17 protein-coding genes and 2 tRNA genes are annotated in these 15,279 nt (G+C 67.1%); 11 read left to right on the forward strand and 8 right to left on the reverse strand.

Features of this window, described 5'->3' with window-relative positions; genetic code table 11:
• Positions 1-541 precede the first annotated feature (541 nt).
• Positions 542-1,861 carry a lysophospholipid transporter LplT gene (gene lplT / locus JTE92_RS22260; RefSeq protein WP_063237920.1) on the forward strand — a complete coding sequence of 440 codons (1,320 nt, stop codon included), beginning with the start codon at positions 542-544 and terminating at the stop codon, positions 1,859-1,861.
• Between the two features lie 34 nt (positions 1,862-1,895).
• Here lplT and JTE92_RS22265 read toward each other — a convergent pair whose 3' ends face one another.
• From JTE92_RS22265 to tsaB, 4 genes are read right to left on the reverse strand one after another with little or no spacing between them, the layout of a single operon-like run.
• Positions 1,896-3,041 (reverse strand): DUF1853 family protein, encoded by a 1,146-nt coding sequence (locus tag JTE92_RS22265; RefSeq protein WP_063237921.1) that lies wholly within the window; start codon positions 3,039-3,041, stop codon positions 1,896-1,898.
• On the reverse strand, positions 3,016-3,948 hold the full coding sequence (locus JTE92_RS22270) for a uracil-DNA glycosylase (RefSeq protein WP_063237922.1): 933 nt from the start codon (positions 3,946-3,948) through the stop codon (positions 3,016-3,018). The genes JTE92_RS22265 and JTE92_RS22270 overlap by 26 nt, the downstream gene beginning before the upstream one ends.
• Positions 3,945-4,520: a ribosomal protein S18-alanine N-acetyltransferase gene (rimI, locus tag JTE92_RS22275; RefSeq protein WP_084254490.1), complete on the reverse strand. Its 576-nt coding sequence runs from the start codon at positions 4,518-4,520 to the stop codon at positions 3,945-3,947. The genes JTE92_RS22270 and rimI overlap by 4 nt, the downstream gene beginning before the upstream one ends.
• Complete coding sequence (gene tsaB / locus JTE92_RS22280) at positions 4,517-5,275, reverse strand: tRNA (adenosine(37)-N6)-threonylcarbamoyltransferase complex dimerization subunit type 1 TsaB (protein WP_063237923.1); 759 nt, start codon at positions 5,273-5,275, stop codon at positions 4,517-4,519. Before tsaB ends, rimI begins: the two co-directional genes overlap by 4 nt.
• A 119-nt stretch (positions 5,276-5,394) precedes the next feature.
• On the opposite strand from tsaB, the gene JTE92_RS22285 reads away from it, so the two are divergent.
• A complete protein-coding gene (locus JTE92_RS22285) occupies positions 5,395-5,664 on the forward strand; it encodes an acyl-CoA-binding protein (RefSeq protein WP_063237924.1) in 270 nt (89 codons plus the stop codon).
• 28 nt (positions 5,665-5,692) lie between these two features.
• On the opposite strand, the gene JTE92_RS22290 is transcribed toward JTE92_RS22285, so the two are convergent.
• Together JTE92_RS22290 and JTE92_RS22295 are read right to left on the reverse strand one after the other, a co-directional pair.
• Positions 5,693-7,174 (reverse strand): DHA2 family efflux MFS transporter permease subunit, encoded by a 1,482-nt coding sequence (locus JTE92_RS22290; RefSeq protein WP_063237925.1) that lies wholly within the window; start codon positions 7,172-7,174, stop codon positions 5,693-5,695.
• Positions 7,171-7,641, reverse strand: coding sequence for an SRPBCC family protein (locus JTE92_RS22295; protein ID WP_063237926.1), 471 nt, complete (start codon positions 7,639-7,641; stop codon positions 7,171-7,173). The genes JTE92_RS22290 and JTE92_RS22295 overlap by 4 nt, the downstream gene beginning before the upstream one ends.
• Positions 7,642-7,986: 345 nt before the next feature.
• Between JTE92_RS22295 and JTE92_RS22300 the strand changes: the two genes are divergently transcribed.
• The 6 genes from JTE92_RS22300 to JTE92_RS22325 all read left to right on the forward strand — a co-directional run bounded on the left by JTE92_RS22300 (position 7,987) and on the right by JTE92_RS22325 (position 10,496).
• The gene (locus tag JTE92_RS22300) at positions 7,987-8,394 is read left to right on the forward strand and encodes a VOC family protein (protein ID WP_063237927.1); all 408 of its coding nucleotides are present in this window, start codon (positions 7,987-7,989) and stop codon (positions 8,392-8,394) included.
• Between the two features lie 151 nt (positions 8,395-8,545).
• Complete coding sequence (locus tag JTE92_RS22305; RefSeq protein ID WP_063237928.1) at positions 8,546-8,794, forward strand: AbrB/MazE/SpoVT family DNA-binding domain-containing protein; 249 nt, start codon at positions 8,546-8,548, stop codon at positions 8,792-8,794.
• Positions 8,788-9,108 (forward strand): type II toxin-antitoxin system PemK/MazF family toxin, encoded by a 321-nt coding sequence (locus JTE92_RS22310; RefSeq protein WP_063237929.1) that lies wholly within the window; start codon positions 8,788-8,790, stop codon positions 9,106-9,108. The genes JTE92_RS22305 and JTE92_RS22310 overlap by 7 nt, the downstream gene beginning before the upstream one ends.
• A 199-nt stretch (positions 9,109-9,307) precedes the next feature.
• Positions 9,308-10,120 carry a MetQ/NlpA family ABC transporter substrate-binding protein gene (locus JTE92_RS22315; protein WP_063237930.1) on the forward strand — a complete coding sequence of 271 codons (813 nt, stop codon included), beginning with the start codon at positions 9,308-9,310 and terminating at the stop codon, positions 10,118-10,120.
• Between the two features lie 68 nt (positions 10,121-10,188).
• Positions 10,189-10,275, forward strand: a tRNA-Leu gene (locus JTE92_RS22320).
• A 134-nt stretch (positions 10,276-10,409) separates the two neighbouring features.
• A tRNA-Leu gene (locus JTE92_RS22325) sits at positions 10,410-10,496 on the forward strand.
• A 5-nt stretch (positions 10,497-10,501) separates the two neighbouring features.
• Here JTE92_RS22325 and JTE92_RS22330 read toward each other — a convergent pair.
• Complete coding sequence (locus tag JTE92_RS22330) at positions 10,502-10,777, reverse strand: DUF1484 family protein (RefSeq protein ID WP_084254492.1); 276 nt, start codon at positions 10,775-10,777, stop codon at positions 10,502-10,504.
• A 339-nt stretch (positions 10,778-11,116) separates the two neighbouring features.
• On the opposite strand from JTE92_RS22330, the gene JTE92_RS22335 reads away from it, so the two are divergent.
• Positions 11,117-12,658 carry a serine hydrolase gene (locus JTE92_RS22335; protein WP_063237931.1) on the forward strand — a complete coding sequence of 514 codons (1,542 nt, stop codon included), beginning with the start codon at positions 11,117-11,119 and terminating at the stop codon, positions 12,656-12,658.
• 42 nt (positions 12,659-12,700) lie between these two features.
• On the forward strand, positions 12,701-13,576 hold the full coding sequence (locus tag JTE92_RS22340) for a metal-dependent hydrolase (RefSeq protein WP_063237932.1): 876 nt from the start codon (positions 12,701-12,703) through the stop codon (positions 13,574-13,576).
• 35 nt (positions 13,577-13,611) lie between these two features.
• Here the strand turns inward: JTE92_RS22340 and JTE92_RS22345 are convergent, their stop codons facing one another.
• Complete coding sequence (locus tag JTE92_RS22345) at positions 13,612-14,709, reverse strand: mechanosensitive ion channel family protein (RefSeq protein WP_063237933.1); 1,098 nt, start codon at positions 14,707-14,709, stop codon at positions 13,612-13,614.
• A gap of 322 nt (positions 14,710-15,031) precedes the next feature.
• On the opposite strand from JTE92_RS22345, the gene JTE92_RS22350 reads away from it, so the two are divergent.
• On the forward strand, positions 15,032-15,232 hold the full coding sequence (locus JTE92_RS22350; RefSeq protein WP_063237934.1) for a hypothetical protein: 201 nt from the start codon (positions 15,032-15,034) through the stop codon (positions 15,230-15,232).
• Positions 15,233-15,279 lie beyond the last annotated feature (47 nt).

Below are 15,279 nucleotides of genomic sequence, written 5' to 3' on the forward strand. Positions count from 1 at the left end.
GAAGGACGGCTCTGTCTCAGTTTCAATGGCGCGCGCGTCACCTGTCAGTGGGTGGGGGCACGTAGATGCATGCGGAGTGCTTCATATTGCGGGCATGTCGCGCTAAGGTGAGCGGCCATGTGAAATTTGCGTTCGCCTGGTCACCCGGGGTATCGCCCGGCTGCGATATTGTCGTGCCGCTGCACCAGATCAGGGTACACCCGGCGTCTGGCCGGGATCGCAGCCGTTATTTGAACACATCCGGGGGCCGCTGCCGGGGGACATCGGGGAATCGGCACGGCAATTTGCAGTCAAAAAGGCACCTTGCCGGGGTTCGGGAATGTCATGTTTTCGTGATATAAAGCCGGACGCTCCGGCCATGTTCTAAAAGCGAAGCATTATGTCAATGACTGTCAGGCAAGCCGCACGACGCCGCAGCGCAGTGCAACCGAGACAATTCGACACGGCCGCGGCGCAAGGTTCCCTGCAAACCATAGCCTCCCCAGCCGGTGCCGCCCTGACCGGCATGAGGGAAGTCCGCGATGGAGACAAAGTCGAAAGCATGAAGAAGGGTTTTTACACCATCATGGCCGCGCAATTTTTTTCGTCGCTGGCCGACAATGCGTTACTGATCGCCGCCATCGCCCTTCTCACCGAATTGCATTCCCCGCAGTGGATGACCCCGCTGCTCAAGCTGTTCTTCGTTCTTTCCTACGTCATCCTGGCCGCCTTCGTCGGCGCCTTTGCCGACTCCATGCCCAAGGGGCGGGTGATGCTCATCACCAATGCCATCAAGGTGGTTGGCTGCGCGATCATGATGTTCGGCCTCCACCCGCTGCTGGCCTATGGCGTGGTGGGCTTCGGCGCGGCGGCCTACTCGCCGGCCAAGTACGGCATCCTGACCGAGCTGCTGCCGCCGGAGAAGCTGGTGCTGGCCAACGGCTGGATCGAGGGGCTGACCGTGGGCTCGATCATCCTGGGCACCGTGGCGGGTGGCGCGCTGATTTCCGTGCACGTGTCGGATATCCTGCTGCGGCTCGACCTGCCCTTTATCGAGACCGGCATCGACACGCCGGCCGAGGCGGCCATGGTCGTGATCATGCTGTTCTATGTGATCGCGTCGCTGTTCAACCTGTTTATTCCCGATACCGGCGCCCGCTATCCGCAGCAGGAAAAGAACCCGATCAAGCTGATCGCCGAGTTCGGCGACTGCTTCCTGGCGCTGTGGCGCGACAAGCTGGGCCAGATCTCGCTGGCGGTGACGACGCTGTTCTGGGGCGTGGGCGCGACGCTGCAGTTCATCGTGCTGAAGTGGGCGGAGAAGTCCCTGGGCCTGAACCTGTCGCAAGGCGCGCTGCTGCAGGCGGTGGTGGCCGTCGGCGTGGCCGTGGGCGCGATCGCCGCCGCCGCGCGCATTCCGCTGCGCAGGTCGCTGTCGGTGCTGCCCTTCGGCGTGGCGATGGGCGTGACCGTGATGATCATGGCCTTCTACACCAAGGACGCCATGCCCCAGGTGACGCTGCACATCCTGGGCCTGCACATGCCGCTGTACATGGCCATCGCCTATGTGTTCCTGATGCTGGTAGGCGCGATGTCGGGCTACTTCGTGGTGCCGATGAACGCGCTGCTGCAGCACCGCGGGCACGTGCTGCTGTCGGCGGGCCACTCGATCGCGGTGCAGAACTTCAATGAAAACGTATCGGTGCTGCTGATGCTGTGCCTGTACGCGCTGCTGATCAAGCTGAACGTGCCGATCGGCGTGGTCATCGTCGCGCTGGGCCTGTTCATCTGCCTGACCATGATGCTGGTGATCAAGCTGCACAAGCACAACGTGCGCGCCTTCAACTCGCTGGCGATGATCGGCGAGGACAAGCACCACTGACCTCCTGACCTCCCCCTCCGGCCGGCGCCCCCGCTCAGGGTCCGTCGGCCAGCGCCTGCGCCCCCTGCCGCGGCGGCTCCGCCGCCCGCGCCATGGCCCGCGCCTCCCATCCCGGCGGCACCACGAACCCGCGCGAGCATTCGCGCCACCAGCCGTGGCCGGCCGGCTCCAGCTCGCACAGCATCACCGGCGCTTCGCGGCGCCAGCCGTGGTCGTGGCGCGGGTCGGCAAAGCGCTGCGCCAGCGTGGCGTACAGGGCATCGACCTCCTCCGTGCCGCTGGCAGGCACCAGCGCCCCCGACAGCCATCCCGAACGCGGCAGCCGGCACCAGCGCAGGCCCGGCCGCGCCGCCGCGCGCGCGCGCCAGCCGTCCAGCGTCGACCACCAGCCTTGCAGGTGGTCCGGGGCGATGCCCAGCCCGTCGAGTCCCGCCGGCACTTGCCCATCGGGGTAGAACAGCCAGCCCAGCAGGTAAACCTCGCTGCGGTCGACGACATGGCCGAGCAGCGCGCGCGCTTCCGGCGTGCGTCCCAGCGGCAGCTGGCGCCCGACCACATGCCCGAGCTTGTCGCCCAGCCGGTCGACCATGTTTGGCCCGACGAAATCGTGCAGGGTCGGCGCCGCAACGGCACCGGCCATCAGGTAGAACTTGGCGGCCATTTCCCAGTGGACCACGTCGCCGGAGGCCTGCTCGCGCCAGACGAAGTCCAGCTCGCCCAGCGTGCGGATGCCCTGCGCGCCGGCGCGCCGTACCGGGACATTGGCCGCCAGCAGCGTCAGCCCCTCCATATGGCGCAGCGCGAAATGCAGCAGCCGTTCGGCATGGCGCCCCAGCCGCAGGCTGCGGCTGGCGGGATCCGGCGCATGCTGCGCGACGGCGTCCGGGGCGGGATCGGAAGGAAAGGCGGCGTGGCCGCCGGCAAGCTCGTCGATGGTGGCTGGCAGCGCCGCCGGGTCGGCGGCTGCCAGCCAGTGCCGCCACGACGCCAGCGTACCGGCGGGCCAGTGCGCCGGCGCGGCGCCCGCTACCGCGCACAGCAGCGGTGGCGACAGCGTGGTCCAGGCCAGGTCGCGCGTGCGCGGCGACATGGCGCGGCGCCACAGCGGCGGCTCCGGCGGCAGGTTGCCGTCGCCGCCGCGATGCAGCGAGAGGTCAGGCCCCAGCTCCCGCACGGTCATGTACCTCGCGGGCCAGGCACAGGTCTTCCCATGCGCGCGCCTTGTCGGTCAGTGTGCGCAGCAGGTAGGCCGGGTGGTAGGTCACCACCACCGGGATGCCTTCATAGGTGTGCACGGTGCCGCGCAGCTTGCCGATCGGCGTGGTGGTGCGCAGCAGCGACTGCGCGGCGAAGCGGCCCAGCACCACGATCACCCTGGGGCGCACCAGCGCGATCTGGCGGCGCAGGAACGGCTCGCACTGCGCCACCTCGGCCGGCTGGGGATTGCGGTTGCCCGGCGGACGGCACTTGAGCACGTTGGCGATAAAGACGTTGCGCCCGCGCGCCAGGCCGAGCGCGCCCAGCATGTTGTCGAGCAGCTTGCCGGCCTGGCCGACGAAGGGCTCGCCCTGCAGGTCTTCGTTCTCGCCCGGGGCCTCGCCGACCAGCATCCATTCCGCCTGCCGGTCGCCGACGCCGAAGACGGTATTGGTGCGGGTCTGGCACAGTCCGCAAGCGGTGCAGCCGGCCACGGCGGCATCCAGCGCGGGCCATGCCATGGCGGCGATGGCGGCCTCGCGTTCGGCCTGCGCCGAGTCGGGTTCGGGACCGGCCGGTACCAGCGAGGGCTCGGGCCGCGCACGCGAGACAGGCGCCTCCACCAAGTCGACAGGCACCACCGGGATGGCCGTTTCGATCGCCGGCGCGGCCTCCACGACTGGCGCAGCGGCCGGCGCGGCCACCGTGACGGGCTCGGCAATGACCTCGGCAATGTGCTCAACGGCGGGCTCAACGACGGGCTCAACGACGGGCTCGACAAATGCCACGGCTTCGGACACCGCCTCCGCCTGTGGCGCGTCATCGCGTGCCCGCGGCACCCATTCGGCCGTGATGCCCAGCGCCTCGAGGAATCGCGCGCGGCGGCTCATGCGCGGCCCTCCCCGCCTTCCTTGCCGTCCTTGCCTTCCCCGGCCACATCGTCGGGCCAGCTCCGGCGCAGCACCAGCGCGTCCTCGCGCGTGCGGCCCAGCGCCGGGTAATAGCCCTTGCGGCGGCCGATCTCGGCAAACCCCGCGGCCTGGTACAGCGCGATCGCCCCGGTATTGGACGGGCGCACCTCCAGCAGCATGGTATGGATGCGATGCGCGTGCGAGGTCGCCAGCACGATCGACAGCATCAGCCGCCCCAGTCCCTGGCGCTGGCGCGGCGGGTCGACGGTGATATTGAGCAGGTGCATCTCGTCGACCACCGGCATCAGCACGGCATAGGCCACCAGCGTGCCGGCGGGATCGCGCAGCGTCAGGCCGAGATGCCCGGCCTTGACCGAGTTCTCGAAATTGCCGCGGGTCCACGGATGGCTGTAGGCGCGCGCCTCGATGCCCGCTACCGCCTCCAGGTCGAGCGCGCTCATCCGGCCCAGCGCAAAGCCCTGGGGCAGCGGCGGCATGGCGGGCACGGCCGGCCAGACGGCGCGCTCTTCCAGCGGATAGGCGGCGCTCACGATGCGCTCCCGGCCGTGGCCGCGGCGCGCGCGGCGGCGGCCGCTTCGCGTTCGGCGATGGTCTGCGCCACCTTGTCGCGCAGGTAGATCGGCATGGCGCGATCGGCGTCGATGGCCTCGCCACGCGCCAGCGCGCGCAGGGCGATGGCGATCATCGGCTGCGCATGGGGCATCGCCTCGGGCAGCACGCGCTGCGCGCGCGCCAGGCCGGCGAGGCGTTCGCCGAAGACCGTGGCGGCATTGCCCGCCAGCCAGAATTCGCCGTCGGGAAGCTGCACGGTTTCCGGCGCGCTTACCAGCATCGGCGTGCGCTCCGCCCATTCCTGTGCGACGGCATCCCAGCCAAAGGCGCCGGCATAGGCCTCGTCCATGCGTGCATCGAGCGCGACCAGCACCGTGGTATCCGCGGGCAGCGCCGGCTCGGCGGCGCGTACGCGCTCGGCGCAAGCTGCCAGGGTATTGACCGGCACCACCGGCAGTCCGGCACCGAAGGCCAGCCCCTGGGCCACGCCACAGGCGGTACGCAGGCCGGTAAACGAGCCGGGACCGGCGCCGAAGGCGATCGCGGCGCAATCGGCCAGCGCGATGCCGGCCTCGGCCAGCAGCTCGCCGGCGGCGGGCAGCACGCGCGCGGAGGAGCGTGCGCCGGTGTACTCATGGCGCACCAGGCACTCGATGCCGGCACCGGCCACGGCACGTCCGAGCGCGACCGAGCACCACTCCGTAGAAGTTTCAACAGCAAGAATCCAGGACATGGCGCGATTGTAGCCGCTGGCGCCCGGAACCGAGGGCTTCTTCGGTTTTAGACACGCGGTCTGGCGCACCGGCGCGGCTATCATCGGCAGCACTTTCACAACCTCCCACGGAGAAACCCATGAGCGACCTGCAGGCACGCTTCGACCAGGCCCAGATCGACGTCAAGCAGCTGAGCGAGCGTCCCAGCAACATGACCCTGCTGCGCCTGTACGCCCTGTTCAAGCAAGGCAGCGAAGGCGACGCCCACGGCGACAAGCCGGGCATGACCGACTTTGTCGGCCGCTACAAGTTCGAAGCCTGGGAAGCGCTGCGCGGCACCGGGCGCGAGCAGGCGATGGCGCAGTACATCGCGCTGGTGGAAGAACTGCGCAGCGGCGCGGCCACTTAAGCCCCGCCCGCCACGCAAGCCGGCGGCCTCAGCCCGCCGGCAGCGGCCTTGGCCGGATCCGCCAGGCCGCGAAGATCGCACTGGCGATCACCACCCCGACCGCCAGGAAGGTTTCATCGAAGGCGCGGATGCGCGCCGCCTGCAGTGCGGCATCGCCCGCGCCGCCCAGCACCGCACCGTGCTCGCTCAGCCGCCACTGCAGCCCCACCCCCGCCAGGCTCACGCCGATCGCGCCGCCCAGTTGCCGGATAAAGTTGATGCAGCTCGATCCCTGCGCGATCAGCGAGAAATCCACGCCCCGCATCGACCCCAGCGTCAGCGACGGCAAAATGCAGCCGAGCCCGATCCGCCCCAGCACCGCCAGCGCGACCAGCAGCAGATACGGCGTGGAGGGCGACCCCAGCGCCATCAGCAGGAACGACAGCGCCAGCAGCGCCAGCCCGACCGACACCTGGACATGCGGCGCGATCCGGTGCGTGAAGCGGCCCGCCACGGCGATGGTCAGCGCCAGCATCACGCCCGCCGGCAGCAGCACCAGGCCCGCGCGCGAGGGCGTGTACTCCAGCGCCATCTGCATGTAGACCGGCAGCAGGTAGGTCGAGCCGAACAGGCCGGCGCCGTAGATGAAGGCCACCACCGCGCCCGCCGAGAACTGCCGGTAGCTGTACAGCCGCATGTTCATCAGCGGATGGGGCGCGCGCAGCTGCCACAACACGAACGCCGCCAGCATCAGCACGCCGAAGCCGGCCAGCGCCATGCCCGCGGCCACGCTTTCGCGCATTTCGACCACGCCGTTGAGCAGGCTCACGGTGGCTACGCCGGCCAGCATCAGGCCACGCCAGTCCAGCGGCTCGCGCTCGCCCATCATGATCGAATCCACCGCCATGAAGCGCCGCGCCATGAACGCGCCCAGCAGCGTCAGCGGCACCACCACGAAGAAGATCGAGCGCCAGCCGAACGCCTCGACCAGGAAGCCGCCCAGGCTGGGCCCCAGCGCCGGCGCCAGCACCACGCCGAAGCCGAACATGCTGATGGCCTTGCCCTGCTCGCGCTCCTCGAACACGCGCAGGATCAGGATATTGGGCAGCGGCTGCATGATGCCGGCGGCGGCGCCTTCGGCCACGCGCATGGCGATCATCACCCCATAGGTCGGCGAGAACCCGCCGAACAGCCCGCCGGCGCCCAGCAGCAGCAGCGATCCCAGGAAGGTGCGGCGCAGCCCGTAGCGGTTGAGCAGCCACGGCGTCAGCAGCATCGACAGCGTCATCGCGATCATGAAGCTGGCCGCGACCCATTGCGCGCGCTCCTGCCCCAGCACGAAGTGCCGGCTCAGGTCGGGGATGGCAACGTTGATGATGGTGGACGAGACGATCGACGAGACCGTGCCCAGCATCAGTGTCATCAGCACCAGCCAGCGCAGGCGGTCGCCATAGCGGTCGCGCAGCACCGCCCGGGTCGGCCCGCCCGGCTGCTTGCCGGACGTCTCCGGCGCGACGGGGCCCTCGCTCACCCCAGCCGCCCGCTGTCGGCGATCTCGCGGATCTTGCGGACGGTGTCGAGGTCGGCCTCGTGATAGGCGGACTTGACGATCTCGGCGTAGCGGTCGTCGCCGCTGGCATCGACGGCCGGCATGGTGGTGTCGTAGGTGAAGCGCAGCAGCAGCGCGCCCGGGCCGGGGGTCTCGATCATCATGGTCAGCGTGCCGCCGGCGTGCTCGGCGGTGGCGGCGGTTTCGTAGCGGACTTGCCGGCGCGGCTCGAACACCACGCGGTCACGGATGGCCGCCTGGCCGAAATGCAGCACGCGGTCGATCCAGTTGTCGCCCCGCGCCACCACTTCGGCACTGTCCAGACCCAGCACGAACAGTTCGGGCGACTCGGCGCGCAACACCAGGCCTTGCCAAAGCTGGTCGGGTGTCAGCGGATCCAGCTGGGGGTTGCCTGGATCATTGATTTCCACCAAGTGCTCGAAACGCAACTTCCATCTCCCTGTCTTCAATAAGTCGATATTATGAAGTCTCCGCGCGTTCGGAAGACGTTTTGTCTGCGCGGTGCAACATTACTGAGACAGCCCCGGCCCGATATCGGCCAATCAGGAGCCGTCGAATGGTGCGGAATGCGCCGCCGGACCCGGCCGCAATGGGCCGCCCGGGCGGCCCCGGGGTATCGGGATCCGCACACCTCTGCGCGCCGGTGGTCTTGATGCTGGGCAACAACGATTCCCGCTCGATGCACCACCGAAACATCACTCCTGACAGCAGCTGTCAGGAGGCCGCGCGCACAATGCGGCCGCTCTCACACGGAACGCCGCAAGGAGGCTGTCATGGAGTTGCTGATCAATATCGATGTCGACGATCTCGCACGCGGCATCGCCTTCTACGAGCAAGGACTGGGGCTGAAGCTGCAGCGCCGTCTGTTCGACGGCACGGTCGCTGAAATGCTGGGCGGCAATACGCCGATCTACCTGCTCGCCAAACCCGCCGGCACCCGCCCTACCAGTCGTTCGGATACCCGGCGCGACTACGGGCGGCACTGGACGCCGGTGCATCTCGACTTTGTCGTGGCCAACCTGGAAGCCGCGATCGAACGGGCGCTGGAAGCGGGCGCCGAGATCGAGGACTGGCCGCAGGATTTCGACTGGGGCAGGCAGGCTACGTTGTCGGATCCGTTTGGGCATGGGCTTTGTTTTGTTGAGTGGAGGGGGGAGGGGTATGGGGCTGTAGCCGGCTGAGCCCGCCCGCAGGGTTTCGGAAAATTCGCCTGTCCGGGACAGGCCACGATGTCACATTCCCATTCAGGCTTTCGCGCGGCCTGTCCTTGAATCCGGCGACGTTATAACATTGTGCTACTCATCGCCGTAGCGATAGTGACAAGGACAAGCAATGAAAGCAACGATCCGAAAAATGGGCAACTCGCAGGGGATCTTGATCCCCAAGACAATCCTGGCGCAACTGGGTCTGGAGGATGAAGTGGAAATGGATATCGTGAACGACACGCTGGTGATTCGGCGCCCGAGGAATACGCCGCGCGAAGGCTGGGCCGAAGCCAGCCGCGCCATTGCCGAAGCAGGCGACGATGTGCTGGCCCTGGGCGAGTTTCCCAACGCGGACGATGCGGAGCTGAAATGGTAGTGCGGGGTGAGGTCTGGCTTGTCGCCCTTGACCCAGCTGCGGGCAGTGAAATCAGGAAGACGCGCCCGTGCGTCGTCGTCTCGCCACCGGAGATGCATGACTACCTCCGAACAGTCACCGTTGCCCCCATGACGTCCGGTAGCCGGCCCGCACCCTTTCGGGTCGGCGTGACGTTCCAGCGTAAACACGGGCTGATTCTCCTCGACCAGATTCGTGCCGTCGATAAATCCCGACTACTGAAGCGCGCTGGAGAGTTGAACGAGAACACGCTGCGGGAGACCCTCCGCGTCTTGCGCGAGTGCTTCGCGGATTAAAGAACGAGTCGGCAACTTATGCCATCGATTTGACCAGGGCCGGCTTCATAAGCATATGAAAAAGAAATAGACGCCAGATCTGTTCCTGCTGCGCAGTTTTGACGCAATTGCGTTAATCTGTGGCCTCGCCAGCGCAGGCGATCCCTGCCACGGCGCAACTGTCTCACTCGACACATAATCAAAACACTACAGACCTCCTATGCGCAGCACGTCCCTTATCAAGCGCCTGGCGGTTGCCGTCTCCGCAATCGGCGTTATCGCCGCCGGCAGCGCCTCGGCCCAGGAACAGACCATCCGCGTCGGCACCGTCAGCGGTCCGGACGCCGAAGTCTGGCAAGTCGTCCAGAAGGTTGCCAAGCGCAACGGCCTGAACGTCAAGGTCGTGGAATTCAACGACTACGTGCAGCCCAACGCCGCGCTGGACGCGGGCGACCTGGATGCCAACAGCTTCCAGCACCAGCCTTACCTGGACAGCCAGGTCAAGCAGCGTGGCTACAAGATGCAGAGCGTCGGCTACACCTATATCTCGCCGCTGGGCATCTATTCGAAGAACCTGAAGTCGCCCAAGGACCTGCCGCAGGGCGCAAAGGTGGCGGTGCCCAACGACCCGTCCAATGAAAACCGCGCGCTGCTGCTGTTGCAGTCGCAGGGCGTGATCAAGCTCAAGGCCGGTGCCGGCACCAATGGCAACAACGCCACGCCGCTGGATGTGGCCGAGAATCCCAGGAAGCTGAAGATCGTGGAACTGGACGCTGCGCAACTGGCGCGCGCCCTGCCCGATGTCGGCGCCGCGGTGATCAACACCAACTACGCGCTGGCCGCCGGCCTGCAGCCGACCAAGGATGCGATCGCACTGGAAGACATCCACAGCCCGTACGCCAACATCATCGTGGTGCGCACGCAGGACAAGGACAAGCCGTGGGTCAAGAAGCTGGTGGCTGCCTACCAGTCGGAAGACGTGCGCCAGTTCATGAAGGCCCAGTTCAAGGGCGCGATGGTGCCGTCGTTCTGACCGCGCTTGGCCACTGCAATTCTTGCTTGCAAATTCCGCCGCCTTCGGTAGAATGCGGCGCTCACCTTGCCCAGGTGGCGGAATTGGTAGACGCACTAGGTTCAGGTCCTAGCGGTGGCAACACTGTGGAGGTTCGAGTCCTCTCCTGGGCACCAAGGTTTCAAAGCGAGAGGCCCGCACGACAGTGCGGGCTTTTTGTTTTTGTGCAAGCTGAAAGGAATCTTGGGCACTGCGCTTTCCGGGCCTCTTGCAAATTCCGTCGCGCCGTGTAGAATGCGGCGCTCACCTTGCCCAGGTGGCGGAATTGGTAGACGCACTAGGTTCAGGTCCTAGCGGTGGCAACACTGTGGAGGTTCGAGTCCTCTCCTGGGCACCAAGGTTTCAAAGCGAGAAGCCCGCACGACAGTGCGGGCTTTTTGTTTTTCCGGAACCTGTCAATCCATCCGCCGGGCAAAGCTCCGACGCCGCCAGGTCCAATTGCGACTTGACCATTGCCAGCAAGCAATGGATTTCATGCGTCGACGCTGATCGCTCGCTTTCCTTCTCCAGCAACGACAAGATGGCGCTCAATCCGGCGCTGATTCGTTCCAGCGATTCCGCCGTCCCCGCCGGGACGATGTTTAGTACGTCTGTGGTGTGATAATTGCGCGTATGCATGGCGTTCTACCTCCGACAAGAGAAACGCCGCCGACCTGGTTCAGACAGGAGGTGGCGGGCCTGGCAGCGGGGGTGACAAACCGGTGAACCGAGGGAAAACCGGCCAGCCATGCGGCTGCCCCGCCCGGCCCGCCGTGGAAACGGCTTGCTCGCGCGATTCTTAACAAATTCCCTTGGTCCCTTCGGGTTGTCACGCCCGCTCACCGAACCCCTCGGTGAGGCATCCAGTCTCCCGCTCCGACGCCAATGCGTACATGAGACGCTTCGCATTCATTGCCCGCGTCCATCGCCTACAGTAAATCCCAAAGGCGCCGTAGCGCCGCCGTCGGGAGACCAGCCGTGGGCAAACTGCAAGAGCGTCGCCGCTTCCTGGGAGCCGCGCTGAGCGGCCTGCTCGCACCGGCCCTGCCCGCGTGCGGTGGCGATGACGATCCGCCGCCGGATCCGGTTCCCGAAGCGCAGATCACCGCCGCCATCGCCCAGGTCGATACGCTCGCCACCAACCTGATGACCAGCTCGGGCGTGCCCGGCATGGCCGTCGCGGTGGTACGCGGCAATCAAGCCGTTTACGCCAGGGGCTTCGGCCGCCGGCTGGTCACCGATCCCGCGCCGGTCGACGCCGATACCGTGTTCCAGCTGGCCTCCGTGTCGAAGTCCATCGGCGCCACGGTGGTGGCGCGGCAGGTGGGGCGCGGCAGCATCGGCTGGGACACCCCGGTCATCCAGCACCTGCCATGGTTCGCGCTGGCCGATGCGGAAACGACTGAAGCCGTCACCATCGGCGACCTCTATGCGCATCGTTCCGGCCTGCCCGACCACGCCGGCGACCGGCTCGAGGACATGGGCTACGATCGCCGCGAGGTGCTGACGCGCCTGCGCTTCCTGCCGCTGCATCCGCTGCGCGCGGTCTACGAGTACACCAACTTCGGCATGACCGCCGCGGCCGAGGCGGTGGCGAACGCCGCGGGCATCGACTGGGCCACGCTGTCCGAGCAGGCCATCTACCAGCCGCTGGGCATGACCCGCACCAGCTCGCGCTACGCCGACTTTGCCGCACGCGACAACCGCGCGCTCGGACACGTCAAGATCAACGGCAGCTGGGTGCAAGGGATGGGCACCATGCCCGATGCGCAATCGCCCGCGGGCGGCGTCAGCGCCTCGGTCAACGACCTGGCGAAATGGCTGATCATGGTGCTGGCCAAAGGGGAGTTCGCCGGCCAGCGCATCGTCGACGCCGCAGCGCTCGCCCCCGCGCTGTCGCAGCAGATGCAAAGCGGCCCGCCCGTGCAAGGCCGCCCGGCAAGCTATTACGGCTACGGCTTCAATATCGGCACGACGGAACTGGGGCTGACCAACTACAACCATTCCGGCGCGTTCGCGGTAGGCGCGGCGACCAGCTTCACCGCGGTGCCGTCGCTGAACCTGGCCATCGTCACGCTGACCAACGGCTACCCCATCGGCATCCCGGAAACGCTGAACGCGCAGTTCTTCGACCTGGTCCAGTACGGCGCCTTCCGCCGCGACTGGGGCGCGATCTTTGCCGAGGCCTTCGCGCCCTTGCTGCAGCCCGAAGGCAGGCTGGTGGGCCAGTCGCCGCCGGCCAGCCCATTGCCCGCGCGGGCGTTGTCCACCTATGCCGGCACCTATCGCAACGACTATTACGGCCCGCTAGTGGTCGCCGAGCAGGGCGGCGCGCTGGTGATGACGCTGGGCGCGAGGCCGCTGGTGCTGCCGCTGACGCACTGGGACGGAGATGTCTTTACATTGACGCTCCATAACGAGAACGCCAATCCCGGCACGATCTCCCGGGCAGAATTCTCCAGCGACCGGGTATGGCTGGAGTATTACGACCACGAAGGGCTCGGCGTCTTCGTCCGCTAAGCCTTGCCGCAGACCCATGACTCAGCCACGGAAGGAGTGACCATGATCAGATTCCGCGCAGTCGTACTCACCGCCGCCGTCGCCACGCTCTCCGCCTGCGGCACCTCCCCGCCGACACCGACCGCGGTTACGCAGGCGTCCACCGCCACCACCCCTGCCGCCGCCGGCAAGACTGAAGTCCTGTGGCTCGGCCAGGCCGCGATCCGCATCACCTCGCCGGGCGGCAAGGTCATCGTCATCGATCCCTGGCTGACCACCAACCCGAAGACCCCGGCCGGCTTCAAGCAGCTGTCCTCGCTGGGCAAGGTCGACCTGATCCTGGTGACCCACGCGCATAACGACCACCTCGGCGACGCGCCGGCGCTGGCCCAGCTCAACAACGCGCCGATCTACAACGGCGGCGGCATGGGCCAGGCGCTGGTCAACCTCGGCATGGTGCCTGCGGCGCTGTCGCAGCGCTTCGGCAAGAGCGGCACGGTGATGCCGTTCGGTCCCGCCGGACCGAAGATCACTGCAGTGCATGCCGAGCATTCCTCCGAACTGACGCTGAAGAATGCCACCACCGGCAAGGACGAGACGCACTACGGCGGCGAACCGGTCGGCTACATCGTCGAGCTGGAGAACGGCTTCCGCATCTGGCACATGGGCGATACCGGCCTGTTCGGCGACATGCGGCTGATCGGCGACCGCTACAAGCCAGACCTGGTGCTGATCCCGATCGGCGGCCACTTCACCATGGGGCCGCAGGACGCGGCGATCGCGGTGCGCGACATGATCCGGCCGCGCTTTGCGATCCCGATCCACTACCAGACCTCACCGCAGTTGCGCGGCACGCCAGAGGAATTTACCGCCGCGCTGGGCACCGGCGCGGCCACGCGCGTGATCGTGCCGCAGCCGGGAGAGAAGGTGGATTTCTGATCCGCCCGGCAAGGGGCGCGGCCGGGCACACAGCTTCACGCGACGTGCACGGCGGTGCCGCGCAGCGCGGCATCGTCCTTGCCCTTCCCCTCCCCTTCACCTTCAATGCGAAGGCGAGGCAGGAACTGCGGATACTCGCGCTGCATGAAGTCGATCAGCCCTTCGCGCACGACGCAGCGCAGGTCCCACGCCAGGCCGGATGACGCGGCGGTGCACAGCACGCGCAGCTGCATGGTCCGTTCGGTGGCGTCGGTCACCACCAGGTTGAAGAAGCGCCGGTCCCATTGCGGCGCGGCATGGACGATGCGCTCCAGCTCCTTGCGCAGCGGTGCCAGCGGCATGCCGTAGTCCACGTGGAAGAACACCGAGCCCATCAGCTGCGCGCTGCTGCGGGTCCAGTTCTGGAACGGCTTCTCGATGAAATACTGCAGCGGGATGATGAGGCGGCGCTCATCCCAGATCCGCAGCACCACGTAAGTGCCGGTGATTTCCTCCACGCGGCCCCACTCGCCCTCGACGATCAGCACATCGTCCAGCCGGATCGGCTGGGTCAGCGCCAGCTGCAGGCCGGCAATCATGTTGCTGAACACCGGCTTGGCGGCAAAGCCCGCGATCAGGCCGACCACGCCTGCCGAGGCCAGCAGGCTGGCGCCTACCTGCCGCGCACCGGGGAAGGTCATCAGCACCATCGACGCGCCAATCACGATCACCAGCGACATGGCGATGCGCGACAGCACCCGCGTCTGCGTATGGATGCGCCGCGCACCCATGTTGTCCTCCACGTCGACGGGGTGCCGTTCCAGCACGCCTTGCGCAAAGCCGGCGATGATGCGCGCCGCCAGCCAGGTCGTGGCCGTGATCATCAGCAGCCCGTTGAGGTGCCGCACGCTGTCGATCCAGCGCAGGTCGTCCGGCGCCGCCTGCCATACGGTCTGCAACGCCAGCAGCGGCAGCACCGCCTTGGCCGGTGCGCGCGACTTGATCACGATGGCATGCAGCACCGGCGTGGCGCGGGTAATGCGCAACAGCAGCATGCCGCCAAGGCGATGCGCGATCAGCGCGACGATGACGGCGACCAGCGCGGCGGCCCAGGTGCCGAACCAGGGATGATCGAGGATTAGTTCAAGGTTCATGCGTCGTCCTGTTTCATTGCGGGTTGCACTGCCATGGAGCTAACGACACCCCGGCCGTGCAGAAGTTCGCCGCGGTCCACTCCCCCGGCAGCGCGGGAACCAGAGATGTTAGAGCACGCCCTTTGCCTCTTCGCCCTCGACGGGTTCCATTTCTACAACAGGCGGCAAGATGTTCAGAGTGTTCAGAGGGCAGCACGAAAACCCCTGAGCGCGATGCACGGGCCCGCCGGCAGAGCGCCGCAAGAGGGCCGCCGCGCGCCTTGCCCGTCACGGCACGGATGTTGCGACCCCATGGGTTCCGGCCAACCCACTGGAGAGCGATATGGCAACGCGAAAGGAACGGCGGAATGCGCCTGGAGCCCAGCCCAATCCGGGCGTCAGGACCGACCGCGCTGCGAGCGACATCAGGAGCCGCAGCGACGATCCGGGCCAGAGCAGCTATGGCGGCTTCAAGAACGAGGATCCCCGCAGGCAGCACCAGGGCGACGCAAGCCGCAAGCCGGGTCAGCGGCAAGGCAAGTAGCCGTCGCCTGCCGTTGAAGGCAACCCGCGTGCGCGCACGGCCACGGC

It is taken from the genome of Cupriavidus oxalaticus (assembly GCF_016894385.1).
GTDB classification, from domain to species: domain Bacteria; phylum Pseudomonadota; class Gammaproteobacteria; order Burkholderiales; family Burkholderiaceae; genus Cupriavidus; species Cupriavidus oxalaticus.

What these genes read in the sequence shown, in the direction of transcription:
- lplT (WP_063237920.1), top strand. Translation starts at nt 542, where the DNA reads ATGAAGAAGGGTTTTTACACCATCATGGCCGCGCAATTTTTTTCGTCG.
- JTE92_RS22265 (WP_063237921.1), bottom strand. Translation starts at nt 3,041, where the DNA reads ATGACCGTGCGGGAGCTGGGGCCTGACCTCTCGCTGCATCGCGGCGGC.
- JTE92_RS22270 (WP_063237922.1), bottom strand. Translation starts at nt 3,948, where the DNA reads ATGAGCCGCCGCGCGCGATTCCTCGAGGCGCTGGGCATCACGGCCGAA.
- tsaB (WP_063237923.1), bottom strand. Translation starts at nt 5,275, where the DNA reads ATGTCCTGGATTCTTGCTGTTGAAACTTCTACGGAGTGGTGCTCGGTC.
- JTE92_RS22285 (WP_063237924.1), top strand. Translation starts at nt 5,395, where the DNA reads ATGAGCGACCTGCAGGCACGCTTCGACCAGGCCCAGATCGACGTCAAG.
- JTE92_RS22300 (WP_063237927.1), top strand. Translation starts at nt 7,987, where the DNA reads ATGGAGTTGCTGATCAATATCGATGTCGACGATCTCGCACGCGGCATC.
- JTE92_RS22305 (WP_063237928.1), top strand. Translation starts at nt 8,546, where the DNA reads ATGAAAGCAACGATCCGAAAAATGGGCAACTCGCAGGGGATCTTGATC.
- JTE92_RS22310 (WP_063237929.1), top strand. Translation starts at nt 8,788, where the DNA reads ATGGTAGTGCGGGGTGAGGTCTGGCTTGTCGCCCTTGACCCAGCTGCG.
- JTE92_RS22315 (WP_063237930.1), top strand. Translation starts at nt 9,308, where the DNA reads ATGCGCAGCACGTCCCTTATCAAGCGCCTGGCGGTTGCCGTCTCCGCA.
- JTE92_RS22330 (WP_084254492.1), bottom strand. Translation starts at nt 10,777, where the DNA reads ATGCATACGCGCAATTATCACACCACAGACGTACTAAACATCGTCCCG.
- JTE92_RS22340 (WP_063237932.1), top strand. Translation starts at nt 12,701, where the DNA reads ATGATCAGATTCCGCGCAGTCGTACTCACCGCCGCCGTCGCCACGCTC.
- JTE92_RS22345 (WP_063237933.1), bottom strand. Translation starts at nt 14,709, where the DNA reads ATGAACCTTGAACTAATCCTCGATCATCCCTGGTTCGGCACCTGGGCC.
- JTE92_RS22350 (WP_063237934.1), top strand. Translation starts at nt 15,032, where the DNA reads ATGGCAACGCGAAAGGAACGGCGGAATGCGCCTGGAGCCCAGCCCAAT.